The organism is Rhodococcus qingshengii JCM 15477, from assembly GCF_023221595.1.
In the GTDB taxonomy this organism is placed as follows: domain Bacteria; phylum Actinomycetota; class Actinomycetes; order Mycobacteriales; family Mycobacteriaceae; genus Rhodococcus_F; species Rhodococcus_F qingshengii.
Genome location: NZ_CP096567.1, coordinates 400,012 through 423,222 on the forward strand (window position 1 = coordinate 400,012; position 23,211 = coordinate 423,222).

The following is a 23,211-nucleotide window of genomic DNA, read 5'->3' on the forward strand; positions in this document are numbered from 1 at the left end:
GGTGTGCACAGGTAAATCCGATTCGTAGGCGCTTGCAGCCTCGAAAATTACGTATTGATTCCGCGCTCGAACGTGGGCGGAGTCGGATGGAGCAATGTGATGGCCCAGAACACGGGCGGTACGGCCCCGCAGGTGCGAGAGGCGGGGGAGGCGGGTACGTCTGTGCGTGCGGCGTTGCGTTCACCTCGCCGGCTCAAGATCGAGGTCCTTGCCGGACTGGTCGTCGCGCTCGCGTTGATCCCCGAGGCAATTTCTTTTTCCATCATCGCCGGGGTCGATCCGCGGATCGGGCTGTTCGCCTCGTTCACGATGGCGGTCACCATCTCGATCGTCGGGGGCCGCCCGGCGATGATTTCCGCTGCTACCGGTGCGATAGCGCTTGTCATTGCGCCGGTTGCGCGTGAGTACGGGATGGATTACTTCATCGCCACTGTCATCCTGGCCGGCATTTTCCAAGTGGTGCTCAGTGTTCTCGGTGTCGCCAAGTTGATGCGTTTCATCCCGCGCAGCGTGATGGTCGGGTTCGTCAACGCGTTGGCGATCTTGATCTTCACTTCGCAGCTGCCGCATCTGATCGGTGTGCCGGCTTTGGTGTATCCGATGGTCGGAGTCGGTTTGTTGGTGATGATTTTCCTGCCGCGGTTGACCTCGGTGGTGCCGGCGCCGCTGGTGGCGATCGTGCTGTTGACTGCGGCGACGGTGGTGTTTGCGTTGAACGTTCCCGATGTCGGGGACGAGGGCGAATTGCCGTCGAGCTTGCCGTCGTTGTTCTTTCCTGATGTGCCTTGGAATATGGAGACGCTGACGATCATTGCGCCGTATGCGCTGGCGATGGCGCTGGTCGGCCTCCTCGAATCGTTGATGACGGCGAAGTTGGTCGACGACATCACCGACACTCACTCGAACAAGACTCGCGAAGGGTGGGGGCAGGGTGTGGCGAACCTGGTCACCGGGTTCTTCGGTGGCATGGGCGGTTGCGCGATGATCGGGCAGACGATGATCAACGTGAAGGTCTCCGGTGCCCGCACGCGCATCTCGACGTTCCTGGCCGGTGTGTTCTTGTTGATTCTCGTCGTCGGGCTCGGTGACGTCGTCGCGTTGATCCCGATGGGCGCTCTGGTTGCGGTGATGATCATGGTGTCCGTCGGAACCATGGATTGGCACAGTATCGATCCGCGCACTCTGAAGCTGATGCCCAAGAGTGAGACGTTGGTGATGGTGGTGACGGTCGCTGCGACTGTGGGTACTCACAATTTGGCGATCGGCGTGATCTTGGGTGTGTTGACGGCGATGGTGATGTTCGCCCGCCGCGTCGCGCATCTGACGAATGTGGAGAAGGTGTCCGAAGCGGACACCAACGAGGACGGCCTGGTCGATACCCGCGTCTATCGGGTGACCGGGGAGCTGTTCTTCGCTTCGAGCAACGATCTGGTCTATCAGTTCGACTACGTCGACGATCCGGCGAACGTGATCATCGACCTCACCGGTGCCGACATCTGGGATGCCTCGACGGTCGCCACTCTCGATGCCATTCAGCACAAGTACGAAGCGAAGGGAAAGCACGTCGAGATCATCGGTCTCGACGGCGCCAGCCTCGAGCGGTTGGATCGGCTCTCCGGCAAGCTCGGCGGCGGTCACTGACGTCAGCTCATCCTCACCGAAGGGGCCGTTTCTTCACCTGCTCACACGGGTGAAGGAACGGCTTCTTCCACATCCTGACGGGATGCGGGAGCAGGGGCTGCATCGGAGCCGGTGCGGTCCCGGGTCGCAGCGACACGCACCGCGCACACGAAGAGGACGAGCGCTGTCAGGAGTTGGGCGTTTCCGATCACCTGCTGCGCAAGTTCACCAGCCCATCCCCCCGGGAACGTCCATCTCAGGACGAAATAGGGGCCGATGGCGAAAATTGTGACGGCAACGGCGATGAGGGGCCTCCACGATCGGTACTGCGGCGCCACCCCGAGGGGGATCAGCATGATGACGTACACCCAGTGGTGAGTGACCGCGATCGGTGCCGCGAGCAGCGACGCCAGCGCGACGACCCCGAGGGCGAGGACAGGTTCCCCGCTGCGCGTGAAGCGGTGCCCTGCGTAGGCTGCGGCGGCGATGATCATGGCGACGATCAGCAGCCAGATCGCATCTTTGAGCATGCCCTGGGCGCCGAGTCGGGCCAACAGTCCGGTGACGGCTTGGTTGCGGAAGAACTCGTGCGCACCGCCGCGGTCACTGCGGAAGAATTCCGTCGCCCAGAACCACACCGAATCCTTGGGCAGAAATACGAAACCGATACCGACGGTGACCAAGAATGCGCCGAGGGCGCGGGCGATCGAGGGTAGGTCTCGCCGCACGAGCAGGACGAGCCCGAAGGCAGCGGGAGTGATCTTGATGGCCGCGGCAATTCCGATGCCGATTCCTCTGAATCTGCGGGGCAGGGCGCCGCAGCAATCGGCGACGACCAACGCCATCAACGCGATGTTGACCTGCCCGAACCCGAGGTTCGAGCGCACCGGCTCGAGGACCAGCGCCACACCAGTCAGCGCCGCAGCCACAAGAGATGGCCGCGGTATCGACAATTGGCGCAGGACGACTTTCAGGATCCACCACACCAGCGCGATATTGATCGATGTCCATATCACCTGCAGGACAACGGGATCACTCCACGCCATCGGCGCGAAAATTATCGCCGCGAACGGCGAGTAGATGAACCGGAACCCGGACGAGCTCGGAAAATCTTCCGAATACAGCGGCAACCCTGATGTGAAAGCCAGTCCTGCGTCACGGAAGACGGACAGATCCATCAAATATCCGTTGACTGCGATGATCGAGTACGCGGCGACCACCGCAATCGAGAATGCGGTACCCATGGCAATGGTGACAGGTGCCCAGCGGGGTGACGTCAGCGATGGAACAGGCAACGAACTGTCTCCTCGGATTTTCGCCGATCAACTCAGGACGGCAACTCTACCCGTACGTTACAGTAGAGTTTGGTGGCTCGCACCTCGCGTTCGGTCCGGCAGGTCTGGTCCGATGCGGGTGCTCGCTAGAGTGGTCACCGAGCGCGGGCGCAAACATCTGCCCGTCATTCAAGGCCGGGTAGATGGATGTGGAGGTGCACCGATGGGTGACGACGACGGCATGCATATGCAGATTGGGCAGGTCGCGCACCGCACCGAGTTGTCCATCCGCACCGTGCGGCATTACGACGACGTCGGATTGGTCGTTCCCTCGGAGAGAAGCGTCGGCGGTTTCCGTCTCTACACCGAAGCCGATGTCGAACGCCTACTGGTTATTCGGCGTATGAAGCCACTCGGATTCACCCTGGCCGAAATGAAAGGCCTACTCGATGCGCTCGACGTCGTCAACGACGACTCGGCTACCGAGAAAGAGCGCTCCGAGGCGGAGGACTTCATCAACGAATGCCACGGCAAGGCTTCGGAGAGCTGCACCACGCTTCGGCGGCAATTGGCGTACGCCGAGGAACTGACCGAACTGCTCGCAGCGCGAAGCGCGACTTCGGGTTCATCGTCGCCGGCATCTCTCTGATCCGGGAGCGCGCCGGCGGAGTAGGCCCCGTCCCAGGGCGGGTCGAGGCTCTCCGTCCAGATATTCGGATTGCCTCCGGTCTGTGAACTATTATTGCGCACTTGATATTCCGGCGATTCGACACGGCTGAATTGCGGTGACAGGCGAGCGCTAGGCGCCGGTAGCTCCTGTCGAACCGTGGGGAACGCTCCAGAATCTCGCCTCGTCGATGGTGACCTCGATCAGCGCCGCCCCGGTGGTTCCGCGGGGGAGCCACGGGGCAAGCATGCTGTGCCAGTGCTCGGCCACACTGTTGTAGTTGGTGGTGAAATCCGCAGTACCAGTGAGGGATACGGAACTGTTCGCCGATGTGAACGATATGTTGACCGCCGATCTCGCGGCGATGTGGGAGATGATGCGCGAGTTCGTCGGAGCAAGGAAGAACAAAGTTCCGCCGAAATCGCCCACGCGCAAGGCCATCGGCCTGCTGATCAACCGGTTCTGATCGTCGACGGTCGTGACCATCACCGTGTCCAGTGTGCGCAACAGTGCGTGAAGTTTCTCCACATTCTCCGCCGCCATCGTTGTCCCCTTCGGTCACGGTCATGCGCAGCAGCTGCGCCCAGTACTGCAAGAACGTGGATGCGGGTTACCCACATGCCCCGATCTTTCTTCACGGCACGGTGGGGCGCGTCACACTATTTTGCCTATCCGGTAACCAAACTCTACCATTCCGTAAGAGTAGGGTTCGCCGTTCTCGGTCAACCCCGTCGCCTGTCCAGGCGGCCGCGGCCAGGAGATTCCCAGGTTTGCCGCACGCATCCCCGGCGCACGACGCGCCACCCCAGCCGAGTAGGAACTCTCCTGCTCACACGTGAACGGAGCATCGTGGCAGCACATGCCTCACCACCCTCGACCATTCGGGACGCACAGATGACCGCACCGACGGTCATGAGCGCCTTGCGATCACCGCGACTACTCAAAACCGAGGTCCTCGCCGGATTGGTCGTTGCCCTCGCCTTGATTCCCGAGGCGATCGCGTTCTCCATCATCGCCGGCGTAGACCCCCGTGTGGGGCTGTTCGCATCCTTCGTCATGGCCGTCTCCATCGCATTCCTCGGAGGCCGCCCGGCAATGATCTCCGCCGCTACCGGTGCGATAGCCCTGGTCATTGCGCCGGTTGCACGTGAATACGGACTGGATTACTTCATCGCCACCGTCATCCTGGCCGGCATCTTTCAGATCGCCTTCGGTGTCCTCGGTGTTGCCAAGTTGATGCGTTTCATCCCGCGCAGCGTGATGATCGGTTTCGTCAACGCACTGGCGATCTTGATCTTCACCTCCCAATTCCCACACCTGATCGGTGTCCCCGCCATGGTGTATCCGATGGTCGGAGTCGGATTGCTGGTGATGATCCTGCTCCCCAAACTCACCACCGCAGTACCGGCACCACTGGTGGCGATCGTGCTGCTGACCGCGGCGACGGTGGTCTTCGCGTTGAACGTCCCCGACGTCGGGGACGAGGGCGAATTGCCGTCGAGCCTGCCGTCGCTGTTCTTTCCTGATGTGCCGCTCACCGTCGACACCTTCACCATCATCGCTCCCTACGCGCTGGCGATGGCGCTGGTCGGCCTCCTCGAATCGCTGATGACGGCGAAGTTGGTCGACGACATCACCGACACGCACTCGAACAAGACCCGCGAAGGGTGGGCGCAGGGAGTATCGAACGTCCTGACCGGATTCTTCGGTGGCATGGGTGGTTGCGCGATGGTCGGCCAGACCATGATCAACGTCAAAGCATCCGGCGCCCGCACCCGCATCTCGACGTTCCTGGCCGGAGTGTTCTTGCTGATCCTCGTCGTCGGACTCGGTGACGTCGTCGCCTTGATCCCGATGGCCGCGCTCGCAGCGGTGATGATCATGGTCTCCGTCGGAACCATGGACTGGCACAGTGTGCACCCGAAGACCCTGCGCCGCATGCCGCGTAGCGAAACCCTCGTCATGGCCGCCACCGTGATCGTCACCGTCACCACACACAACCTCGCCTACGGCGTGATCGTCGGTGTGCTGACGGCGATGGTGATGTTCGCCCGCCGCGTCGCGCATCTGACGAATGTGGAGAAGGTGTCCGAAGCGGACACCAACGAGGACGGACTCGTCGATACCCGCGTCTATCGGGTGACCGGGGAGCTGTTCTTCGCTTCGAGCAACGATCTGGTCTATCAGTTCGACTACGTCGACGATCCGGCGAACGTGATCATCGACCTCACCGGTGCCGACATCTGGGATGCCTCGACGGTCGCCACTCTCGATGCCATTCAGCACAAGTACGAAGCGAAGGGAAAGCACGTCGAGATCATCGGTCTCGACGGCGCCAGCCTCGAGCGTCACCGAGGGCTCAGCGGCACCCTCACTTCATCGCATTGAGATGGGTGGACGCCGTCTGCGCTCGGTTATCACCTAATTGTGCTGTAGCGCAACGAATTATGGTGGTACTTCACGTCTGGTTCTCGCCGTGTTGTCGAGAAACCGGAACTCGCCACCCGGCGGGCCCCCGTTCGCGGCGGTCGGTGAAATGGCACCAGGACGCTCCGGACCCTCGATAAACCTACTGTAACGTAAGAGTAAAGTTGTGGCGGGTGTTCGACCGCCGCCAAGTCCATGAGAGTCACGTCCGCCCAACACCATCGAGGAGAAAGATCCGGTGCACCGAATCAACGACGGAACCATCGAACCGAAATCGGGCGATACGGCAGCGCACACAGGGCGGGTGGACTGGGTCGACCTGGCGAAAGGGATCAGCATCGCGTTGGTCGTCCTCCTGCACAGCACCAACTTTCTCGTCACCCGCGGGTTGGCCGCAGGGATCTGGAACGACATCAACGCTGTTGCGGAACCGATTCGGATGCCCTTGTTCTTCCTCACCGCCGGCCTCTTCGCACACAAAGTGACATCACTGCCGTGGGCAACGGTGATCCGGCGGCGAGTCCTGCCTCTGGCATACCTCTACCTCATGTGGACGGTTCTGCGCTTCGTGTTCTTCAGCGCCTTTCCGGCCACCGCAGGAACCGACGAAACCTCGAGCCCACTGAACTTGATCACTGCGCTGGTCGTACCGACCAGCGGGTTGTGGTTCCTCTACGCACTCGCGGTGTACACGGTGCTCACGAAAGCACTCGGCGGAATCGACTATCGAGTCCAACTGCTCGGTGCGATCGCGTTGGCCTTCACCGCTCCCAGCATCGGAGGCGTCGACTGGACCTGGGGAAACATGATGGAACTCTTCCTCTTCTTCCTCGCCGGAGCGCACCTGCAACAGATGATCCGCGCCGCCGCCGCATCGACGACGATGACACGTCTCGCGCTCTCCGGCACCGCATTCGCGCTCGCGTACGCCCTGCACGTCAATGGGTACATCACCTCGGTCGGCGCCGCGACGATCACCCTGAGCGCCTTGGGTCTGTTCGTCGGCATCACTCTCACATCGCAACTGCAGGCACTGCGGATATTCGCCCCCTTCAGAAAGCTCGGAACACTCACCTTGCCGGTGTACCTCATGCACGAAGTACTTCTCGGCATCATCGTGGTCGCCGCTGTTCACGCAGGCTTCGATTTCACCCGTAACGCGCTGTTGGTGTTCGGCCCCCTCCTGGTAGCCACCGTTGCAGTCGGTGGATCCCTGGCGATTCACGCAGCGCTGACCTCCGCCGGACAACGATGGCTCTTCGTCATGCCGCGCCGGAGCACCTCATGACACCTTCGTCGTACATGTTCCCCCAGCCCCCACGCCGGAAAGCGCAAACGTGACCTCGGCACTGACCATCCTCTCCCAAGCCCTCGTGTACGCCCTGCCGCAGCGCTGGATCGCGAGGCTTCTGCGCTACCCCGAAGCCGTGAAATTCCTCCTGATCGCAACAGCGGGCACCATGGCCACGACGACACTGTTTTCGATCCTGAAATGGACGGCGCTCACAGACAATCCGGTCACAGCGCACATGCTCGCCGCACTGATCTCCGCCGTGTACGCATACATCCTGTGCCTGGCATGGTCGTTCGCCGACATCGATCATGCAAGCGGAGGACGCTGGGCAGCAACCTTTTTCGCCCTCATGGCAGTCTCCATCACTCTCGGTGCCATTCCCCTCTGGATTGCCCGATACCACCTGGAATTGAGGGAACCCCACGTGCATGCCCTCACTGAAACCGCAAGCGATTTCGTCGCGAGCACCGTGGTCGGTGCCTTTCTCTCGACGTGGTTCCTCTGGCACGCGTGGCAGCGAGTTCGCTCGACTTCGGCCGCGGACTTCGACGCCGCTGCCGTCCCGGCGACGGAGAGGCTCGACCCACCGGCCTGACCACCCATCCGCCACCTCACCGGAAACCACTCCAGGTGTGAACTCATGAAAGTGACGGCATGACCATCACATCCGATGCATCGACCCGCCTCCACGCACTCAGCGAATGGATCAACGACCATCCCACCGCCACGTTCGTGGTTTTGTTCGTCCTTGCCGTACTGCTGGTAGTCCTCGCAGTATGGGCAATCTTTCGCTGAATCACCTCAGCTGGCCCCGCAGCCCAGGGGTTCGTCGAGCGTAGATGCCGGCACTGCAGTTGTAATCAGGTGGCAGGCTCGGTGATCGTTGCTGGTGGAACCGCGAAGAGGCGATCGAGGTGGTAGGTGATTACTTCGGTGGCTCGATCTATGGAGCGCTGACCGACCAGGATGCTCGTGCCCAGACCGTTGACCAGTGCCACCAGGCGTGCAGCCTCAATCGCCGCGTCACAGTCGACAAGTTCGTCGGCATCCGCCGAGCGTTGCAGTGCTTCGGTGAGTTGGCGCTCCAGTCGGTCGATGCCGCTGATGGACGGATGCCGTGCAACCTGAGTATTGGTCATCGCGAGAACCGCGTAGGACATCCACACCAGATGAAACATGCTGCTGGGTTCGTCGGTTGGCAACGCTTCGGCCGCGAACGCATCGATGATCGATCGTGGTGGCGGAGGACTCGGAAGATCGGCCAGTCGTTGTGCCCATCGCTCCTGGCTACTTTGTTCCAGATGTTGGAGAGCGCCGACCAGGAGCTCCTCTTTGCTGGTGAAGTAGTACTGCACCAACCGCAGCGACACACCGGCTTCGGCGGCGACGGATCTCATTGTTACCGCATGCAGACCGTCTCGATTGGCGGCACGAACAAGCGCCTCGGCAATTTCTGCACGGCGCCGGGTGGGGTCGGGTCTGCGTGGCACCGTGAAATCTCCCTGCATGTGTCGAACCGATCCTGGTACAGCCGTAGATGATACGTCTGTACCGCTTGTCTTGTGCTCGGAAACTGTGGCTCCGCGAGGGCTCCCTGTGTCGGAGGTAGAGCCGGAACTCGACATCTGCAAAAACTCACCTTGGTACGTTTGTATAAGATACAGATGTACCAAGTTTTGGGGAGTGGCCTATGCCTCGAAGTCCGATGAACACCACGCTCGTCGAGGAAAACCGACATCGCTCCGCGAGCATCGCACTCGCAGTGGTGTGTGCCGCGCAGTTCATGGTTGTTCTTGATATCTCGGTGGTGAATGTTGCTCTGCCGTCCATCCGCGAGAGTCTTGGGTTCGACGCTGGCGGATTGGCATGGGTAGTGAATGCCTACGCATTGACCTTTGCGGGCTTCCTGCTGCTCGGTGGCCGTCTGGCGGATCTTCTGGGGCGCCGACGGGTCTTTTTGATCGGCTTGGCAGTGTTTTCCGGAGCAAGCCTCGCCGGTGGCCTCGTAAATTCGGCGTCTCTTCTCGTCGTGGCCAGGGCGGTTCAAGGCTTGGGTGCTGCGATCCTCGCGCCAGCGACGCTAACTGTTTTGACCGCCACTTTCCCCGAAGGCCCTCGTCGCACTCGTGCACTGGCCACTTGGACGGCGGTGGGCATCGCAGGCGGTACAGCAGGAAATTTGGTGGGAGGTATCCTCACCGAATATCTGACATGGCGGTCGACGCTGCTGATCAATGTGCCGATCGGGATGGCTGCAGTGCTGCTGGCTGTTCGCTATATTGCCGCTGATCGTCCCTCTGGGCCGCGTCCACGACTGGACTTCGCTGGAGCAGTCTTGGCGACAGCAGGTCTCGGATCCTTGGCTTACGGTATCGCCCAGGCTGCAGATGATGGTTGGTCGGCAAACTCGACCATCTCTGGCATTGCGATTGGCGTATCGCTCCTGATCGCCTTCGTCGTCGTCGAAAAATGGGTGACATCGTCACCTCTGATACCGCTGCATATCTTTCGGAACAGGGCAGTCTCCATCGGCAATGTGATCATGCTGCTGGCTGGAGCATGCCTGAACCCGATGTGGTACTTCCTGACTCTGTCCATGCAGAATGTTCTCGGCTACAGCCCCGTACAAACAGGTCTGGCCTTTCTGCCTCATACCATTGTCGCGATAGCTATCGGGGTGGGGCTGACTCCCTGGATGATGGGCAGAATTGACGGCCGCTTTCTCATTGCATCCGGATCGATCGTGGCTGCTGCAGGATTCTGGGTACAAGCCCAACTCGATACCGACAGCGGTTATGTGCAGGGAATCCTTCTGCCCGCCATCATCTTCAGCGTCGGGAGTGGAATACTGAACACTCCCATCACTGCTGCTGTCACCTCAGGGATCCCCGCCGCCGACGCGGGTGCTGCCTCAGGGCTGATGAATACCACCAAACAGATCGGTGGCGCGCTCGGGCTCTCCGTCCTGGTCACTTATGCAGCTACGAGCAGTCTCGACAAGGACGACCTCCTGGCCTCGTACAACGGTGCGTTCTACGCCATTGCGGCAATCATGATCGTGACGGCACTCTGTGCGCTGGCCTTACCGGCGCACAGGGACCACGCAGAATGAAACCTCTACCCCGCCAAAGATATACAGCTGAGGTCGAGAACTGATCGCGTGCTGTCCGGTTTTGTGAGATATGACGTGCTGGCCTTGGGAGGCACCGTCACCAGTCTCGGCAAATTTGTTATCTGCCTCTCCTCCTGGCATCCGCCCAAGTCGCTGAGCGACTAGGGCCGAACTCTCACCGCTACGACTGCGGTGAAACCCCGCGAAAACTCCGCCCATTGGGCGCCCTCGACAGATGAGCCGAGCAGATATAGAAAAAATTCCCCAGTTCGACCAGGCGTCGCTACGCACTAGTTCAGATAAGGGCCTTCGAATCGAAATGGGATGGCCAAAGAGCAATAGCAACAACAGGTTCCGTGCATCCGATGCTCTGGTCGCGCAACGGTAACAACATCAGCGCATCATTCCCCGAGATCGTCGATGCACTCCGCTCGGTGCTCGAACACCGAGAAACCGTCCTCGACGGGGAAATCGTCGCCCTCGGACCGGACGGTGTGCCGTCCTTCTCCCTGTTGCAACGCCGGATGCACGTGCTCAGACCCACCGCACAGCTCCGCAACGAGGCCGTGACCTCGTATTACGTGTTCGACGTCCTCGACATCGACGGCACATCAACCAGCGATCTGCCCTATCTCGAGCGCCGCGAGGCGCTCGCCAATCTCAGTCTCGAACACCCGCGCATCAAAGTCCCACCGCACTGGCTCAACGTCGACGGACCGACCATGCTCGAGGTGGCGCGCAAACACCATCTGGAAGGTATCGTGGCCAAGAACATCTCCTCGATCTATCAGTCCGGCAAGCGATCTCGCGACTGGATCAAAACGCCTCTGAGAGCTAATTGTGAGGCCGTAGTGTGCGGCTTCCTCCCCGGCTCGGGAGGTGCGGCAGGAGGAGTCGGATCGTTGATCCTCGGCGCTCACGACGATTCAAGGGTCCTCAGATATATCGGAAACGTTGGTACGGGTCTGACCGATCGACAGCGGCGCGAACTACGAGACAAGCTCGTCGAACTCCATCAGCCGATCAGCCCGTTCACTATCGAGCCGCCGCGAGCGGTCACCCGCAATGCATCCTGGTCGAGGCCGATCCTTGTCTGCGACGTGGAATACCGCGAGTACACCGGTGGCAGCCTTCGGCACCCATCCTTTCGAGGGCTGCGCAACGACAAGACCGCCGATGAGGTCAACGTACCGGGTCGTCACTGAGTCACTGCAACAGTGCAAATCAGAAAGATTCGCTGATGGACAATTTGGTGGTTGTATTGGAGCCCGTTTCCGCAGCCTAAGTAAACGACGGGATCATCTACGAGCCAGGATGTACCAAACCAGAATGGCCAGGAGGGATGCCAGCGAGCAATACGCGAGGAAGCCTCCCATATCAATCCAGGTGCGTTCACCGAAGGGTCCTGGGCTTTATCAGCGAAACCTGGACTTCACGACTGCTGCGTCGGGCGAGGTGGATCCACCACACAGCAACATTGCCCACGCTCCATCCCAGCAGTAGCCACCGAAGCGCCCTGTTGGCTTTGTCGACTGAAGTTCGGTCCTCACTGCGTTGGCGCATGATTTAGTCTCCATCGTCGGCCGGAATACAGCACCTTTCGAATACTGCACATCCGCCAGTCGACCTCCCCGGCCGCCACTGATCGCCACCGGATATGACGAAGCCGCCGGCCCCGAAAAGGGTGTCCAGCGGCTTCACAGGGTCGGTGCCCGTCTTGCGCCTCTCGGCAAGTGGCCGCTCGAAGCGGCATTTCTGGGGTGGTACCCGGGGCAAAGAACCGAACACCGACAGCCTCTACAACGAGACGATGCGCGAACTTATTCCGCGCTGCTGACCAGCAAAGAAGGTCATTTTCGGGTGATGATCGAGCGCAGTACGAAACGGAAGACAACCGCGGTGCCGGCTCCGACCACAACGCCGGCCACCACTTCGGCAAGGAGAACCCCGACCGTGACACCGAGGACTGTGGCGGACGCGACCGCCAACGCGACATCGGCAGGTGCCGGCCGGGGACCGTTGATCGCACAACCCCTTTCCCTGCTTGTGATGTATTTGCTGAGATCATCACACGCCATGCGAGCGTGGAAGTAGGACCCACGCTGTTCAATGGGATAGGAACCGACTACGAGGAGGTCAGGCCATGTGCGGGCGCTACGCCAACCGAAGCTCAGGTAAGGAATTGCAGTCGTTTTTCGACACGATGCAGACTGTCGGCGACGAACTGCCCCCGTCGTACAACGTCGCACCCACTCAGCCCGTCCGCGTGATCCTCGAACGAACCCCACGCGAGGAACCCGGCGCCGAGCCCCAGCGCCAGCTCAGGACGGTCAAATGGGGCTTGCTCCCTGCTTGGTCAAAAGACCGGAAGATGGCGTCCAAGCTGATCAACGCCCGCAGTGAAAGCGTCACGGAGAAGCCCTCATTCAGAAGTAGTGCTTCCAAAAGGCGTGCCATCATCCCGGCCACGGGATACTACGAGTGGATGAAAAGTGAAGCAGGGTCGAAGGTTCCCTATTTTCTTCACGGCGAGGACGACATTCTCGCGATGGCCGGGCTCTACGAGTTGTGGCCCGATCCTGAACTGCCCGAAGATGATCCGAACAAGTGGGTATGGACCTGCACAGTCTTGACTCGGCCAGCCTCAGATTCCTTGGGACACATACACGACAGGTCCCCGCTGATTCTGCCTGAATCGTTCTGGGAACACTGGCTCGATCCGAATCTCACCGACAAAGGTGAAGTCCAGGCCATGATCAACTCCGTTCCGGAGTCGCACCTCGAACCGTACGAAGTCTCGACCGCGGTGAACTCTCCGAGGAATAACGATCCGAGTTTGCTGGAGCCGATCGCTGGACCGGCGTAAAACCCAACCGCTCCCGACTCTGTTTTTATCGAACCTGTGTTCGAGTATCCTGGTGGGCGGGAAGTGCGTGCGGATCCAGGAAAGCGGGGCGACGATGAACCAAAAGCCCCACTCGTCAGCAACAACAGTGCTGACCAAGGCGGAAAAGCTCGAACAGCTACGCCGCAAGATGGCCTCGATCCCTGCCCGCGCGGACGGCACCGAACCAGCTACTCCGTCGGTGATGCTCAAACCCGTAGGCGAGCGTGAGCCAACTCCGATCGTGGCCACCGCGCAATCGACTCTCCGGATGCTTCCCGTTCCGGAGCCGATCGGTGATCTGCTCCCACGCGGGGGGTTGGCACGAGGGACCGTCGTCAGTGTCGACGGCGCAGCCTCGGTCCTGATCGGCCTACTCGCCACCGTCACCGCTGCCGGTGGGCACGTGGCGGTGATCGGAATGCCCGGTCTCGGACTTCTCGCCTTCCACGAGCAAGGGGGCGACTTGGCGAAGGTCGCGCTCGTGCCGCAGCCCAAGGATGCTGGAATCGACTGCGCCGCAATTCTGTTGGAGGGTTTCGACGTGGTTGTCCTGGGCCTCTCTGGTGGCGCTGTAACGCCCTCTCGCGGAAGGGCTGTGGCCGCGCGTGCGAGGAGTAAGGGATCGCTGTTGATTGTCACTGAAGGGCAATGGGACGGTCCGGATCTGCGGATCTCGTCGCGGGTGGCCGGATACACAGGACTCACGGCGGGGAGAGGGCGTGTGACAGGGGTTCGGCTCGACGTCGCGGCCGTCGGCAAAGGATTTCAACAACGCACCGGCAGCCTGGAGATCCGGGACGAGAGCGGACAGCTCCGCTGGGCGACCGTCGACGACACCGCCCTCGCATCGACACCGCCATTGAGGGCTGCACAGTGATCAACACTGACCACTGGACCGAACGCTGGCCCGATCACCCCGTGATCAGGACATTCGACGAGCCGAGGGCAGTGAAAGTCGACATCGGCCGCGCGCTCCCGCTCGGGCGTGGGGGAGCATCACGCGCCGATCACGTGAGCATGCGGGTGAAAACGTCCGCGCTGTACATGTCCGGATACCTGGACGGAATTTTGAGGTACTGGGCGGGAAAATGCACGATGGCCAATGGTTGGCTTGTAGACAGACTTTGCGGTTGACCATTGACCACATCTGCAAATGTGGGTGGGTGAAGCTTTGAGGAGACGAGACTTTCGGTAGACGATGCCATCACGTCGGTTTCAGACTCCGAGAGTCCGGACGACATGGTGTGCATCGCGGCCCACCCCACGTAGGGACGCGGACGAGAGGCTTCGTTGCCATTCCAGTCCCACGTACCCGAGCCCGGGGTGGGTGGTGGACAGACCTTTCTTGTGGCGGGGACGGCCGGTGTCGGTGAGTGCCCCTAGTTCTGTGAGGTAGTCCAGGTTGGGGGTGTATCCGGTGGCGAGGATGACCGCGTCGACGGTTGTTGTGGTGCCGCCGGGCCAGAAGGCTTGGTTTCCTTCGAGTTTGGTGAACATGGCGCGGCGTTGCGGTGCGTCGGCGGTGAGCGCGGCGCGGTAGCGGCCGGTGTCGAACACCGGCGACGTCGGTGGCCGCGAGAGGAGATGCCCGATCGGGAGGGTGTCGATTCCGGTGTACTTGAACCAGAAATGCATGTCGCGACGTAGAGGGCGTTGCGGCGCGAATGTCACGGGTTTTCGGCTGGCCAGGATCACATCGGCTGTTTCGGCGAGCTCGGCAGCGATCTGTACTGCCGAGTTCCCGGCTCCGACGACGATGACGTTCTGCCCCGTGTAGGTGGTGGGTTCGCGGTAGTCGGCGGCGTGCACAACAGTCCCGGTGAAGGCATCGAGCCCCTTCAGTGCGGGAATGTGGGGAGTGCCGAATCCTCCTGTGGCGGCAATGATTCGAGGGGCAGTGAAGATGGATCCGCTGTCGGTCCGGACGGTGAACTGGCCCTCGCTGGTGGTGACCGTGTCGGCTCGCTCGTTGACGTGGAAATCCACATCGAGAGTCTTCGCGTAACGCCGGAGATAGTCGACGACTTCGTCGCGGCCGGGATAGCGGTCACCGTCGCCGCCGAACGGTAAACCGGGGAGGGAGCTGTACTTTGCTGGTGAAAACAAAGTGAGGCTGTCGTAGTACTGCGGCCAGGATCCGACAGGTTCGCTACCAGCTTCGACGATTGCGGTGTCGAGCCGCTGGCGGCGCAGATGATGCGCTGCGGCCAAGCCGGACTGACCGCCCCCGACGACGATCGCGTCGTAGTGCGTCATGAGAGTTCTCTTTCGGTCAGGAAGTGATCGGAATCGTTGTGATGGTGCGGAGGGCGGGGATGGTTGCTGCGCTGATCACCGCGCCGACCAGGGCGATCGCTCCAAGGACGAGGTAGGCGTGGGCGTAAGTACCGGTCCAGGTGGAAAGCACGGCGCCGGCCCACGGCGCCAAGGCCATGACGATGACGATCGGCGCGGACATCAGCCCGTTGAGGCGCCCGTAGTGTTCACCGCCCCAGCGGTCGGTGATGGCGGTGGCCTGTATCAACGTGAAGATGCCGCGGACCAGTCCGGCGCCGACGGCGATGCCGATCAACGCCGCCGCCGAGCTCGCCAGACCTAACCACGCGGTGCTCAGGGCGGCAACGACGATGACCGATACCGTGCGTACGCGGACACTGGTTTTCGCTGCGAGCGGTAGGTAGAAGATGCGGCCGATGACCTGACCGGCGCCGCCCAATCCGAGAGTGAGTGCGGCGAGGCTGGGACTGAAACCGCGTTCGATCAGCAGCGGTACGAGGTTGAAGACGCCGGCGGATGCGGCGAAGGCAGCTGCAGCGAGGGCGACGAGCAGAGCAAGAAATGGGATGCTGCGGGAGGTGCGGTGATAGTCGCCGGGCTGCGCATGGGGTAGCCGGTCGGGGTTGGGCCATCCGCCACGCAAACCCCAGATATGTCCGGGGATGGTGATCACAGCCAGTATGACCGCGAGGATCAGGTAGGTTGTGCGCCAATCGAATCGATCGGCCAGAGCGACAGACAGCGGCGCGAAGACGGTACTGGCCAGACCCGCGGCGAGGGTGAGAATCATCAGTGCTTTGACGTAGTTGTCGCCGTACCAGCGAGTCAGTGCGGCGAATGCCGGTGGATACAGCACCGCGCCCATCGCGATTCCGGCGAACACCCAACCCGCGAAAAACAGTGGGAGGGTGTGAGCTGTCGCGATGACCACCAGTGCGGGTACAGCGAGTACAGATCCTGTGGTCATGACCCAGCGGGGCCCGTGGCGATCGAGGATCCGTCCCACCGGTATGCCGACGGCGGCGGCGGCGAGTTGGCTGACCGAGAACGCCGCCACGATCACAGCGCTCGACCATCCGGTATCGCGGGAAATGGCTACCGACAGAACGGGAAACGCGTAGTACAGAATCCCCCAGCTGGTGATTTCGGTCAGACACAGCGCCACCAGGACCCGCCGCAGCCCCGACGGATCGAGGCTGACGGGGCGAGGCGGATCTTCGATGGTCGTCATCGGCTGTGCCCTATCCGCAGGAGTTGGAACTGCCGGAGGGACTGGACAGCGAGATCAGCTCCGGAGCAGGTGCGGCGCAGCAGCCACCCTCGGATTCCGCGGTATCGGGTTCGTCGAAAACACCAGCGCCGCCGCAGACTCCGGTTTCCGGGAGGATCAACTCCACCCGGGCGGCGGCCTCGTGATCGCCGGCGAGTTCGGCGGCGATGCTGCGTACCTGCTCGTACCCGGTCATCGCCAGGAACGTCGGCGCGCGGCCGTAGCTCTTCATCCCCGCCAGGTACATACCCGGTTCGGGATGGCGAAGTTCTTTCGCGCCGTGCGGATAGACCGTGCCGCAGGAGTGGACGTTCGGGTCGATCAGAGGCGCCAACTGTGTCGGGGCCTGCAGCACGGGGTCGAGGCCGAGTCGGATTTCCGACAGCCACGACAAGTCGGGGCGGAATCCGGTCAAGGTGACGACGTTGTCGACGTTCTCGATCCGGGTGCCGGCATCGGAGACCAGTGCGAGCTGACCATTGTCGGCGGATTCGACGGCGGCGGTGCGGAAACCGGTGACCACGGTGAGAAGTCCGTCGTCGACAGCCTTCTTCGCGCGGAGTCCGAGTGCGCCGCGAGCGGGCAGCTCGTCCGACTCACCGCCGCCGAACGCGGAACCGATAGCCCCGCGGCGAACAGCCCACGTGATGCGCGTACCGGGGGCTTGCTTTTCGAGTCCGGCTAGCGCGACGATGGCAGTCAGTGCGGAATGGCCGCTGCCTGCGATGACGGTGTGTTTCCCGGCGAACTGGGCACGGATCGCCTCGTCGTCGAGGTCGGGCACACGGTAGGTGATCGCGGCAGCGGCAGCCCTCTCGCCGAGGGCGGGCAGTCCTTCCCCGCCGAGCGGGTTCGGGGTGCCCCAGGTGCCGGAAGCATCGACGACGGCCTGGGCGAAGACGCGGTCCTCGCTGCCGTCGGCGCGGCGCAGGTGGATGGAGAGAGGTTCGGTATCGCGGCCGGCGTCGACGACCAGGTCGCGGCCACGTCGGGCGACGCCGATCACCTCGGTGTCGAACTGCACCGCATCACCGAGGGCGGCGGCGAGGGGTTCGAGGTAGAGCTGACGCCACTGCTGTCCGGTCGGGTACGCATCTACGTCGGGAGCGCTCCACCCGTTCTGCTCGAGCAGACACTGCGCGGCGGGATCGACGAGTTCGGACCAGCGGGAGAAGAGCCGGACGTGATTCCATTCGGCGATCGCCGTACCGGCGACGGCGCCTCGCTCAAGCACCAGCGGCGTGAGTCCTCGTTCGCGCAGTTGCGCGGCGGCGGCGAGGCCGATCGGTCCAGCTCCGATCACGACAACGGGTAGTTCGGTCATCACAAATTCCTTTCATCGACAATGATCGATCTTTAATTCGAACTGTATCGATATCAGTCGATGAATGCAACCATCGACGAAGGTCGATATAGTGTGTGCATGACATCGCTGCAGACCCCGACGGTGCGCGTCGGCGATTCGGACCCAGGTGCGGTCGACTCGAATGTGCTCGAGCAAGCTGACGCCGACACCTACGCGCAGTGGTTCGCGTGCCTGGCCGAACCGATGCGGGTGCGGCTGCTGCACCGCGTCGCGAGCGCTGCTGGCGGCATCACGATCGGGGCTCTCGCCGAGGCGTTGGGGATCGGGCAGCCCACGGTCTCCCACCATGTACGTAAGCTCGCCGATGTGGGATTCGTCAGCCTGCGCAAAGAGGGGACCAGCACCGTTGTCGCGATGAATCCGACGTGCTGCGTCGCGTTGCCGCAGGCCGCCGACATCGTGATGGGAGTTCTCGCGCCGCGGCCGTGCTGCCCGAGCGATCTTCCTGACGATGTCGCCGTCCGGGTCATGTCCGATGACGACTGGGACGCCGTTCTGCGGATCTACGGCGAAGGGATCGCCACGCGCAACGCCACTTTCACCACCGAAGTCCCCAGCCGGGAGTATCTCGATGCGCAGTGGCTGCCGAATCATCGCTGGGTCGCCACCATCGACGATGTCGTCGTCGGCTGGGCTGCCCTGAGTTCGACCTCCGGGCGGGACTGCTACCGCGGAGTCGCCGAAAATTCCGTCTATGTCGCCGACGGGATGCGCGGGCGAGGTGTCGGAAAAGCGTTGCTACGCAAGCAAGTCATGGCAGCGGACGCGGATGGGCTCTGGACCCTGCAGACGTCGATCTTCCCTGAAAATCGCGCCTCCGTCTCCCTGCATCACTCGGCAGGGTTCCGCACCATCGGGATCCGCGAGAAGATCGCCCAACTCGACGGGATCTGGCGCGACACAGTCCTGCTCGAACGCCGAACGGCAGCGGATTCCTGATTTTCTGAACCGCCAATCGAAGCATTTTTCGGCAATCGATCCGCCATATGTGATCAGCAACTCGAAGCAACCCCTTAGCTCGAGTGCAGAGTGAATCTGCTGAGACGTGATTCCCGCTGTAACTGGCAAATTATTCGTGGGCTGGTGTCACGTCCTCCTGCAGTGAGTTCTTGAGGGCTCGGGATCAGCGGCTTCACAGCAGAGCGGTCACCGTCGGGGATGTACGTGCAGACGAACTGGAGCGGGTGAAACTGAAAGTCTTCGCGAGTCGCCGATCGGAGTGTGCAACGCCGCCTGCATCTACATGCCGGTTGAGTATCACATCTGCTGCTCTCGCTTGCCTGTCACTCGGCTGCCCGGTAGCTCGATTGGGCAGGACTGTGCAGATTGTTGCTGAAAAGCGGTCGGTCCATGCCAGGGGTGCGGAGGTCGAGCGAGGACGGCTAGACCACGGGTTGCGCGGCGTCCTTGTCGAGAATTCCGTCTCTCTCCCACGGCCACGTCATCAGAGCCCAGATGATGAATACGATTGTCATCCCAGAAAACAGATACACCGGCCACGGACCCATCAGGTCCAGCAGCGATGCGGTGGAAGGTTTGGCGTTGAGAAAGCCGTAATTGGTATCGGCGATGCGATTGAAGATGAAAGTGACTATCGCCCATGTCAGCGTGACCAGTACCGCGAAGCGGTAGCTGCGCCATGTAGGTCGCATTCTCCGGCCCCACGTGAGATAGATCGCGGCCCAGACGACAAACAGGTGAATCGCCCAGAAGGCAAGAAACTCGTAACCGGGGAAGTCGGGCCCGGCCAGAGCCGGTGAAATCAACGCCTGCGTACTCAATACAAGCCCCCAGTAGTAGGTGAGGGCGAACGGCCAATGTCGGTGCGACCACAATGCGTAGATCGCGGACACTGTCGCGAGATCGGTGAGTTGTAAGGGTACGGATCCTCCTAGCGTGGGTGAGGACAGCGAGTAGAGCACCGCCGAGCCGTATATCACCGCCAGTATTCCGCCGAGGGCGCGGCTGAGGTGGCGAGCTTGCGCTTCGGTCTGTCTACGTCCCGCCCAGATCAGAAACACCGAACCCGCGACAAACAGAGCGATGGCTGCCCAATGCGATGGGCCGTACGCCGAGAACTCGGGTTGTGCAGAATACACATCTCTCACTTCCTCAGCGCCGCCGAACGCACTGTTCCATAACAACCTTCGCAGATAGCTGTCCCAGTTCGGAAGTGCCGTTCTCCGGCTTAGTTGACGATGATCGTGTCCGCGGTGCGAGAAAGGGCGTAGCTGTGCAGTGGCTTCTGAGCAGGTCGTTGCACGACCGAGCCATCGACGATGGAGTATCGGCTGCCATGACATGGGCAGTTGATCGTTCCATCGCTGACCTCGGAGACTACGCATCCCTGGTGGGTACATACCGCAGAGAAGGCTTGGAACACGCCTTCCTGCGGCTGGGTGATCACGACTTGCTCGTCCGCCAGAATGACTCCGCCGCCGACAGGAACCGCTGATATCGGAACCTCGGCACTGCCCAGGGTTACGCCGGGTGCATTGCTGTTGTTCTGGGTGCTACATCCGGCAACGGCGAGACAAGTTGTCGCGCAGGCTGTGAGGAGGACCGTTCTGCGCCCGACCTTGATGTCGGATGGATCGATCGTGCTCATGCGGGGACCACCAAACCAGTGAGAAACATCAGGAGTATTCCGACACCGACGCCGACGAGAACCATCGGATCCAGATCCGAGCGGCCTTGTGTGCGCAAGGACGGTGCAATTTGGATGACGACCTGGATGATTGCGCCGACCCCGACTCCGAGCAGCAACGCAGATACTTCACGGTTGTCGACGCCCGCCCCGATAACAGCACCGAGAATTGCCGGCGCACCCGCGATCAATCCCAACCCCAACAAGGTCAACAGGGGGGTACGTCGCCGAGCCAACGGTGCGATGATCGCGAGTCCCTCTGTTGTGTTGTGCAGGGTGAATCCGATAACGAGGAACGCGCCGAGCGCAAGCTCACCTACCGCATACGCGGATCCGATCGCGAGGCCTTCTCCGAGATTGTGCAATCCGATGCCGATGGAAATCATCAGTGCCAGTCTGAGTTCGGATGCACCTGTCGTACCGGCTGGGCGTCTTCCGCGTAGGTAGCGGTCGATGCACGTGAGCGTCAGGAAGGCGATCGCCGCGCCGAGAACGACGAGAGTGCCGCCGCCGAAGGCTCCGCTCGAGGCTGCTGCCAGCTTGAACCCCTCGCTCGTGCCGTCGAAGATCAAAAAGGCGAGCAGACCGACCGTGACGGCCAGCACGAATCTGACTGCCCTGACGCCGGCGCCCCGCATCACAGGTAGCAAGAGCATCCCGAGCAGGACCGGGATGACTCCGACGTATGTGCCCAATAGAGCCATCAAGCCGAAGAACGCCACTCCCGGGACGGGAGTTGCTACGGCAGCGGGAATTTCGTGTTCGATGACCAACCCTGTGGAGGTGAGCATCGAGACGAGGTACGGCTGTCCGGTGATCCACGGGTAGTCGAGGGTGATCGTCTGGGACTCGAGTCTGCCGATGGGATCTGCAGCGCCTACCAAATCGACGAATGTGTCGTTCACGGCAACTTGCGCGACGGTCACCGCGTCGGGGCCGGTGTTGCGTAGCGTCAACGTGATTCGGCCTGGTTCGAGGGCCGTTCGTTCGACGGAGATGTTCTCGATCGGTGGGCCGGTGCGTTCGGGGAGGCTTTGTCCGGCGAGCATTGCCAGCGCAGTCAGGGCGATGACGATGATCGCGAGTACTGCGGCGCCTCGGAGCCAAAGGCCGGTGCGAGATGCGCCTGTTTGATCGGACTCTGTATGCGCGGAACCCGCAGTGTCAAAGGAATTCTCATGAGTGCTCGTAGGAGAGGGAGGATCTGGGGTGCCGGTCATTCGGTCACCTCGAAGAATCCCATCCAGCCCAGATCGGCGAATTCGGTCTTGTGGGCGTGGAACATGTACTTGCCCAGGTAGGGAAAGCGCAGTTCGCATATTCCGCGCTGACCTTGGGCCTGGATGATCGTGTCCGTGAATTCGCTGGACTCGAGCCGAGTCCCGGTCGGGTAGTAGTCGAAGAAGTTCCCGTGCACGTGGAAGCTGTTGATCGGATCGTATTCGAGGACGTTGACCAGGTAGATGCGAACCAGCTCGCCTCGTTTCACCTGTACCGGTTCGTGCATGTGATGGAACGGGATGCCGTTGACCGCGTAGAGCTGGTTTCCTTGCCCGTCGAATGTGGTGTTGTAGCCGTGCATCACCATCACCATTTCGTCAGCCGCCGGGCGCCCCTGAGCTGGATCGACGATGAATGTGCCGTACATGCCGCGGGCGATGTGCTCTGCCAGTGGATTGACGTGGCAGTGATAGAGATGCAATCCGAAAGGGGTTGCATCGAATTCGTAAGTGAATGATTCGCCCGGCTCGATGATGCCCCGACCTACCCCGGGAATTCCGTCCATGTCAGCGGGATGGATTCCGTGAAAGTGCATCGTGTGTGGGTGCGCGGAGCCGTTGACGAACTTCACTCGGAGCCGGTCTCCCTCACTGCATCTCAAGGCGGGACCTGGAATGCGGGAGTTGAAGGTCCACGCGGGAAAATAGACTCCGGGTGCTACCTCGATCTCTTCGTCGGCTGCGAAGATCTCCCACTCGCGTAGCGTTCGACCGTCAGGCAATTCGGAGGTCGTCCCGTAGTCGAAGTCACGCAGCATTGCCGTGGGATGAAACCCGTTGGCAGTGTGGTTCACCTGCTGACCGGCCCGAAAGGTCGCGCCGCTCGTGCCGCCGTGACGGACTCCGCCGTCTCCGTCAGGTGCGGCGGTACTCGGGTTGGTGTTTCCGGGATGCTCGGTAGGCGATGCGCCCGCAACTCTTCCTGCGTTCATCATGAGTCCGGCTGATCCGGCGAGCGCCCCACCGATCAACAATTGTCGCCGCGACGGTGCGCTCATGGCCACCCGACCGAAGCATCGACATTCCTGGCAGTCACGAGAGTCACACCTCAAAGTTTGTCATGCCGAACTTTATTTTCATAGCCCCCAAA

23 protein-coding genes are annotated in these 23,211 nt (G+C 61.6%); 12 read left to right on the top strand and 11 right to left on the bottom strand.

What is annotated here, in order from left to right:
* The first annotated feature begins 99 nt into the window (after positions 1–99).
* Positions 100–1,641, top strand: coding sequence for a SulP family inorganic anion transporter (locus tag M0639_RS32985; protein WP_064073728.1), 1,542 nt, complete (start codon positions 100–102; stop codon positions 1,639–1,641).
* Between the two features lie 41 nt (positions 1,642–1,682).
* Here M0639_RS32985 and M0639_RS32990 read toward each other — a convergent pair whose 3' ends face one another.
* Complete coding sequence (locus tag M0639_RS32990) at positions 1,683–2,864, bottom strand: glycosyltransferase 87 family protein (RefSeq protein ID WP_064073726.1); 1,182 nt, start codon at positions 2,862–2,864, stop codon at positions 1,683–1,685.
* A 253-nt stretch (positions 2,865–3,117) separates the two neighbouring features.
* On the opposite strand from M0639_RS32990, the gene M0639_RS32995 reads away from it, so the two are divergent.
* Positions 3,118–3,543 carry a MerR family transcriptional regulator gene (locus M0639_RS32995; RefSeq protein ID WP_003944676.1) on the top strand — a complete coding sequence of 142 codons (426 nt, stop codon included), beginning with the start codon at positions 3,118–3,120 and terminating at the stop codon, positions 3,541–3,543.
* A gap of 150 nt (positions 3,544–3,693) precedes the next feature.
* On the opposite strand, the gene M0639_RS33000 is transcribed toward M0639_RS32995, so the two are convergent.
* Positions 3,694–4,104: a pyridoxamine 5'-phosphate oxidase family protein gene (locus M0639_RS33000; protein WP_064073725.1), complete on the bottom strand. Its 411-nt coding sequence runs from the start codon at positions 4,102–4,104 to the stop codon at positions 3,694–3,696.
* 351 nt (positions 4,105–4,455) lie between these two features.
* Between M0639_RS33000 and M0639_RS33005 the strand changes: the two genes are divergently transcribed.
* From M0639_RS33005 to M0639_RS33020, 4 genes are all read left to right on the top strand, one after another.
* Entirely contained in the window at positions 4,456–5,949 is a 1,494-nt protein-coding gene (locus tag M0639_RS33005) for a SulP family inorganic anion transporter (protein ID WP_011331654.1), read from the top strand.
* A gap of 277 nt (positions 5,950–6,226) precedes the next feature.
* A complete protein-coding gene (locus M0639_RS33010; RefSeq protein ID WP_003944632.1) occupies positions 6,227–7,276 on the top strand; it encodes an acyltransferase family protein in 1,050 nt (349 codons plus the stop codon).
* 49 nt (positions 7,277–7,325) lie between these two features.
* Entirely contained in the window at positions 7,326–7,877 is a 552-nt protein-coding gene (locus M0639_RS33015) for a GtrA family protein (protein ID WP_003944671.1), read from the top strand.
* Positions 7,878–7,936: 59 nt separating this feature from the next.
* Positions 7,937–8,077, top strand: coding sequence for a hypothetical protein (locus M0639_RS33020; RefSeq protein ID WP_003944648.1), 141 nt, complete (start codon positions 7,937–7,939; stop codon positions 8,075–8,077).
* A 65-nt stretch (positions 8,078–8,142) separates the two neighbouring features.
* Here the strand turns inward: M0639_RS33020 and M0639_RS33025 are convergent, their stop codons facing one another.
* On the bottom strand, positions 8,143–8,772 hold the full coding sequence (locus M0639_RS33025; RefSeq protein WP_054802509.1) for a TetR/AcrR family transcriptional regulator: 630 nt from the start codon (positions 8,770–8,772) through the stop codon (positions 8,143–8,145).
* A gap of 200 nt (positions 8,773–8,972) precedes the next feature.
* On the opposite strand from M0639_RS33025, the gene M0639_RS33030 reads away from it, so the two are divergent.
* Together M0639_RS33030 and M0639_RS33035 are read left to right on the top strand one after the other, a co-directional pair.
* The gene (locus M0639_RS33030) at positions 8,973–10,394 is read left to right on the top strand and encodes an MFS transporter (RefSeq protein ID WP_003944647.1); all 1,422 of its coding nucleotides are present in this window, start codon (positions 8,973–8,975) and stop codon (positions 10,392–10,394) included.
* A 365-nt stretch (positions 10,395–10,759) separates the two neighbouring features.
* Entirely contained in the window at positions 10,760–11,599 is an 840-nt protein-coding gene (locus M0639_RS33035; protein ID WP_011331652.1) for an ATP-dependent DNA ligase, read from the top strand.
* 645 nt (positions 11,600–12,244) lie between these two features.
* On the opposite strand, the gene M0639_RS33040 is transcribed toward M0639_RS33035, so the two are convergent.
* The gene (locus M0639_RS33040) at positions 12,245–12,382 is read right to left on the bottom strand and encodes a hypothetical protein (RefSeq protein WP_003944609.1); all 138 of its coding nucleotides are present in this window, start codon (positions 12,380–12,382) and stop codon (positions 12,245–12,247) included.
* 155 nt (positions 12,383–12,537) lie between these two features.
* On the opposite strand from M0639_RS33040, the gene M0639_RS33045 reads away from it, so the two are divergent.
* The 3 genes from M0639_RS33045 (at position 12,538) to M0639_RS33055 (ending at position 14,415) form a co-directional block, all read left to right on the top strand.
* Positions 12,538–13,260, top strand: coding sequence for an SOS response-associated peptidase (locus tag M0639_RS33045; protein ID WP_003944653.1), 723 nt, complete (start codon positions 12,538–12,540; stop codon positions 13,258–13,260).
* Positions 13,261–13,354: 94 nt separating this feature from the next.
* The gene (locus M0639_RS33050; RefSeq protein ID WP_003944658.1) at positions 13,355–14,158 is read left to right on the top strand and encodes a hypothetical protein; all 804 of its coding nucleotides are present in this window, start codon (positions 13,355–13,357) and stop codon (positions 14,156–14,158) included.
* On the top strand, positions 14,155–14,415 hold the full coding sequence (locus tag M0639_RS33055; RefSeq protein WP_003944643.1) for a hypothetical protein: 261 nt from the start codon (positions 14,155–14,157) through the stop codon (positions 14,413–14,415). Before M0639_RS33050 ends, M0639_RS33055 begins: the two co-directional genes overlap by 4 nt.
* 81 nt (positions 14,416–14,496) lie before the next feature.
* Here the strand turns inward: M0639_RS33055 and M0639_RS33060 are convergent, their stop codons facing one another.
* The 3 genes from M0639_RS33060 to M0639_RS33070 are packed head-to-tail and all read right to left on the bottom strand — an operon-like array spanning position 14,497 to position 18,152.
* Positions 14,497–15,537: a flavin-containing monooxygenase gene (locus M0639_RS33060; RefSeq protein WP_003944645.1), complete on the bottom strand. Its 1,041-nt coding sequence runs from the start codon at positions 15,535–15,537 to the stop codon at positions 14,497–14,499.
* A gap of 16 nt (positions 15,538–15,553) precedes the next feature.
* Entirely contained in the window at positions 15,554–16,789 is a 1,236-nt protein-coding gene (locus tag M0639_RS33065) for an MFS transporter (RefSeq protein ID WP_011331649.1), read from the bottom strand.
* Between the two features lie 10 nt (positions 16,790–16,799).
* Entirely contained in the window at positions 16,800–18,152 is a 1,353-nt protein-coding gene (locus M0639_RS33070) for an NAD(P)-binding domain-containing protein (protein WP_003944612.1), read from the bottom strand.
* A gap of 99 nt (positions 18,153–18,251) precedes the next feature.
* On the opposite strand from M0639_RS33070, the gene M0639_RS33075 reads away from it, so the two are divergent.
* Entirely contained in the window at positions 18,252–19,133 is an 882-nt protein-coding gene (locus M0639_RS33075; protein WP_037131630.1) for a helix-turn-helix domain-containing GNAT family N-acetyltransferase, read from the top strand.
* A 443-nt stretch (positions 19,134–19,576) separates the two neighbouring features.
* Here M0639_RS33075 and M0639_RS33080 read toward each other — a convergent pair whose 3' ends face one another.
* The 4 genes from M0639_RS33080 to M0639_RS33095 form a co-directional block, all read right to left on the bottom strand.
* Complete coding sequence (locus M0639_RS33080) at positions 19,577–20,293, bottom strand: YwaF family protein (protein WP_003944610.1); 717 nt, start codon at positions 20,291–20,293, stop codon at positions 19,577–19,579.
* Between the two features lie 89 nt (positions 20,294–20,382).
* Positions 20,383–20,802 carry a QcrA and Rieske domain-containing protein gene (locus tag M0639_RS33085; protein WP_011331647.1) on the bottom strand — a complete coding sequence of 140 codons (420 nt, stop codon included), beginning with the start codon at positions 20,800–20,802 and terminating at the stop codon, positions 20,383–20,385.
* A complete protein-coding gene (locus M0639_RS33090) occupies positions 20,799–22,061 on the bottom strand; it encodes a ZIP family metal transporter (protein ID WP_011331646.1) in 1,263 nt (420 codons plus the stop codon). The genes M0639_RS33085 and M0639_RS33090 overlap by 4 nt, the downstream gene beginning before the upstream one ends.
* On the bottom strand, positions 22,058–23,119 hold the full coding sequence (locus M0639_RS33095; protein WP_064074599.1) for a multicopper oxidase domain-containing protein: 1,062 nt from the start codon (positions 23,117–23,119) through the stop codon (positions 22,058–22,060). The genes M0639_RS33090 and M0639_RS33095 overlap by 4 nt, the downstream gene beginning before the upstream one ends.
* Positions 23,120–23,211 lie beyond the last annotated feature (92 nt).

Bases quoted from the DNA above. Each gene is read 5' to 3' on its own strand.
- M0639_RS32985 (WP_064073728.1), top strand. From the start codon at position 100: ATGGCCCAGAACACGGGCGGTACGGCCCCGCAGGTGCGAGAGGCGGGG.
- M0639_RS32990 (WP_064073726.1), bottom strand. From the start codon at position 2,864: ATGGGTACCGCATTCTCGATTGCGGTGGTCGCCGCGTACTCGATCATC.
- M0639_RS32995 (WP_003944676.1), top strand. From the start codon at position 3,118: ATGGGTGACGACGACGGCATGCATATGCAGATTGGGCAGGTCGCGCAC.
- M0639_RS33000 (WP_064073725.1), bottom strand. From the start codon at position 4,104: ATGGCGGCGGAGAATGTGGAGAAACTTCACGCACTGTTGCGCACACTG.
- M0639_RS33005 (WP_011331654.1), top strand. From the start codon at position 4,456: ATGACCGCACCGACGGTCATGAGCGCCTTGCGATCACCGCGACTACTC.
- M0639_RS33020 (WP_003944648.1), top strand. From the start codon at position 7,937: ATGACCATCACATCCGATGCATCGACCCGCCTCCACGCACTCAGCGAA.
- M0639_RS33030 (WP_003944647.1), top strand. From the start codon at position 8,973: ATGCCTCGAAGTCCGATGAACACCACGCTCGTCGAGGAAAACCGACAT.
- M0639_RS33035 (WP_011331652.1), top strand. From the start codon at position 10,760: ATGCTCTGGTCGCGCAACGGTAACAACATCAGCGCATCATTCCCCGAG.
- M0639_RS33045 (WP_003944653.1), top strand. From the start codon at position 12,538: ATGTGCGGGCGCTACGCCAACCGAAGCTCAGGTAAGGAATTGCAGTCG.
- M0639_RS33050 (WP_003944658.1), top strand. From the start codon at position 13,355: ATGAACCAAAAGCCCCACTCGTCAGCAACAACAGTGCTGACCAAGGCG.
- M0639_RS33060 (WP_003944645.1), bottom strand. From the start codon at position 15,537: ATGACGCACTACGACGCGATCGTCGTCGGGGGCGGTCAGTCCGGCTTG.
- M0639_RS33065 (WP_011331649.1), bottom strand. From the start codon at position 16,789: ATGACGACCATCGAAGATCCGCCTCGCCCCGTCAGCCTCGATCCGTCG.
- M0639_RS33070 (WP_003944612.1), bottom strand. From the start codon at position 18,152: ATGACCGAACTACCCGTTGTCGTGATCGGAGCTGGACCGATCGGCCTC.
- M0639_RS33075 (WP_037131630.1), top strand. From the start codon at position 18,252: ATGACATCGCTGCAGACCCCGACGGTGCGCGTCGGCGATTCGGACCCA.
- M0639_RS33085 (WP_011331647.1), bottom strand. From the start codon at position 20,802: ATGAGCACGATCGATCCATCCGACATCAAGGTCGGGCGCAGAACGGTC.
- M0639_RS33090 (WP_011331646.1), bottom strand. From the start codon at position 22,061: ATGACCGGCACCCCAGATCCTCCCTCTCCTACGAGCACTCATGAGAAT.
- M0639_RS33095 (WP_064074599.1), bottom strand. From the start codon at position 23,119: ATGAGCGCACCGTCGCGGCGACAATTGTTGATCGGTGGGGCGCTCGCC.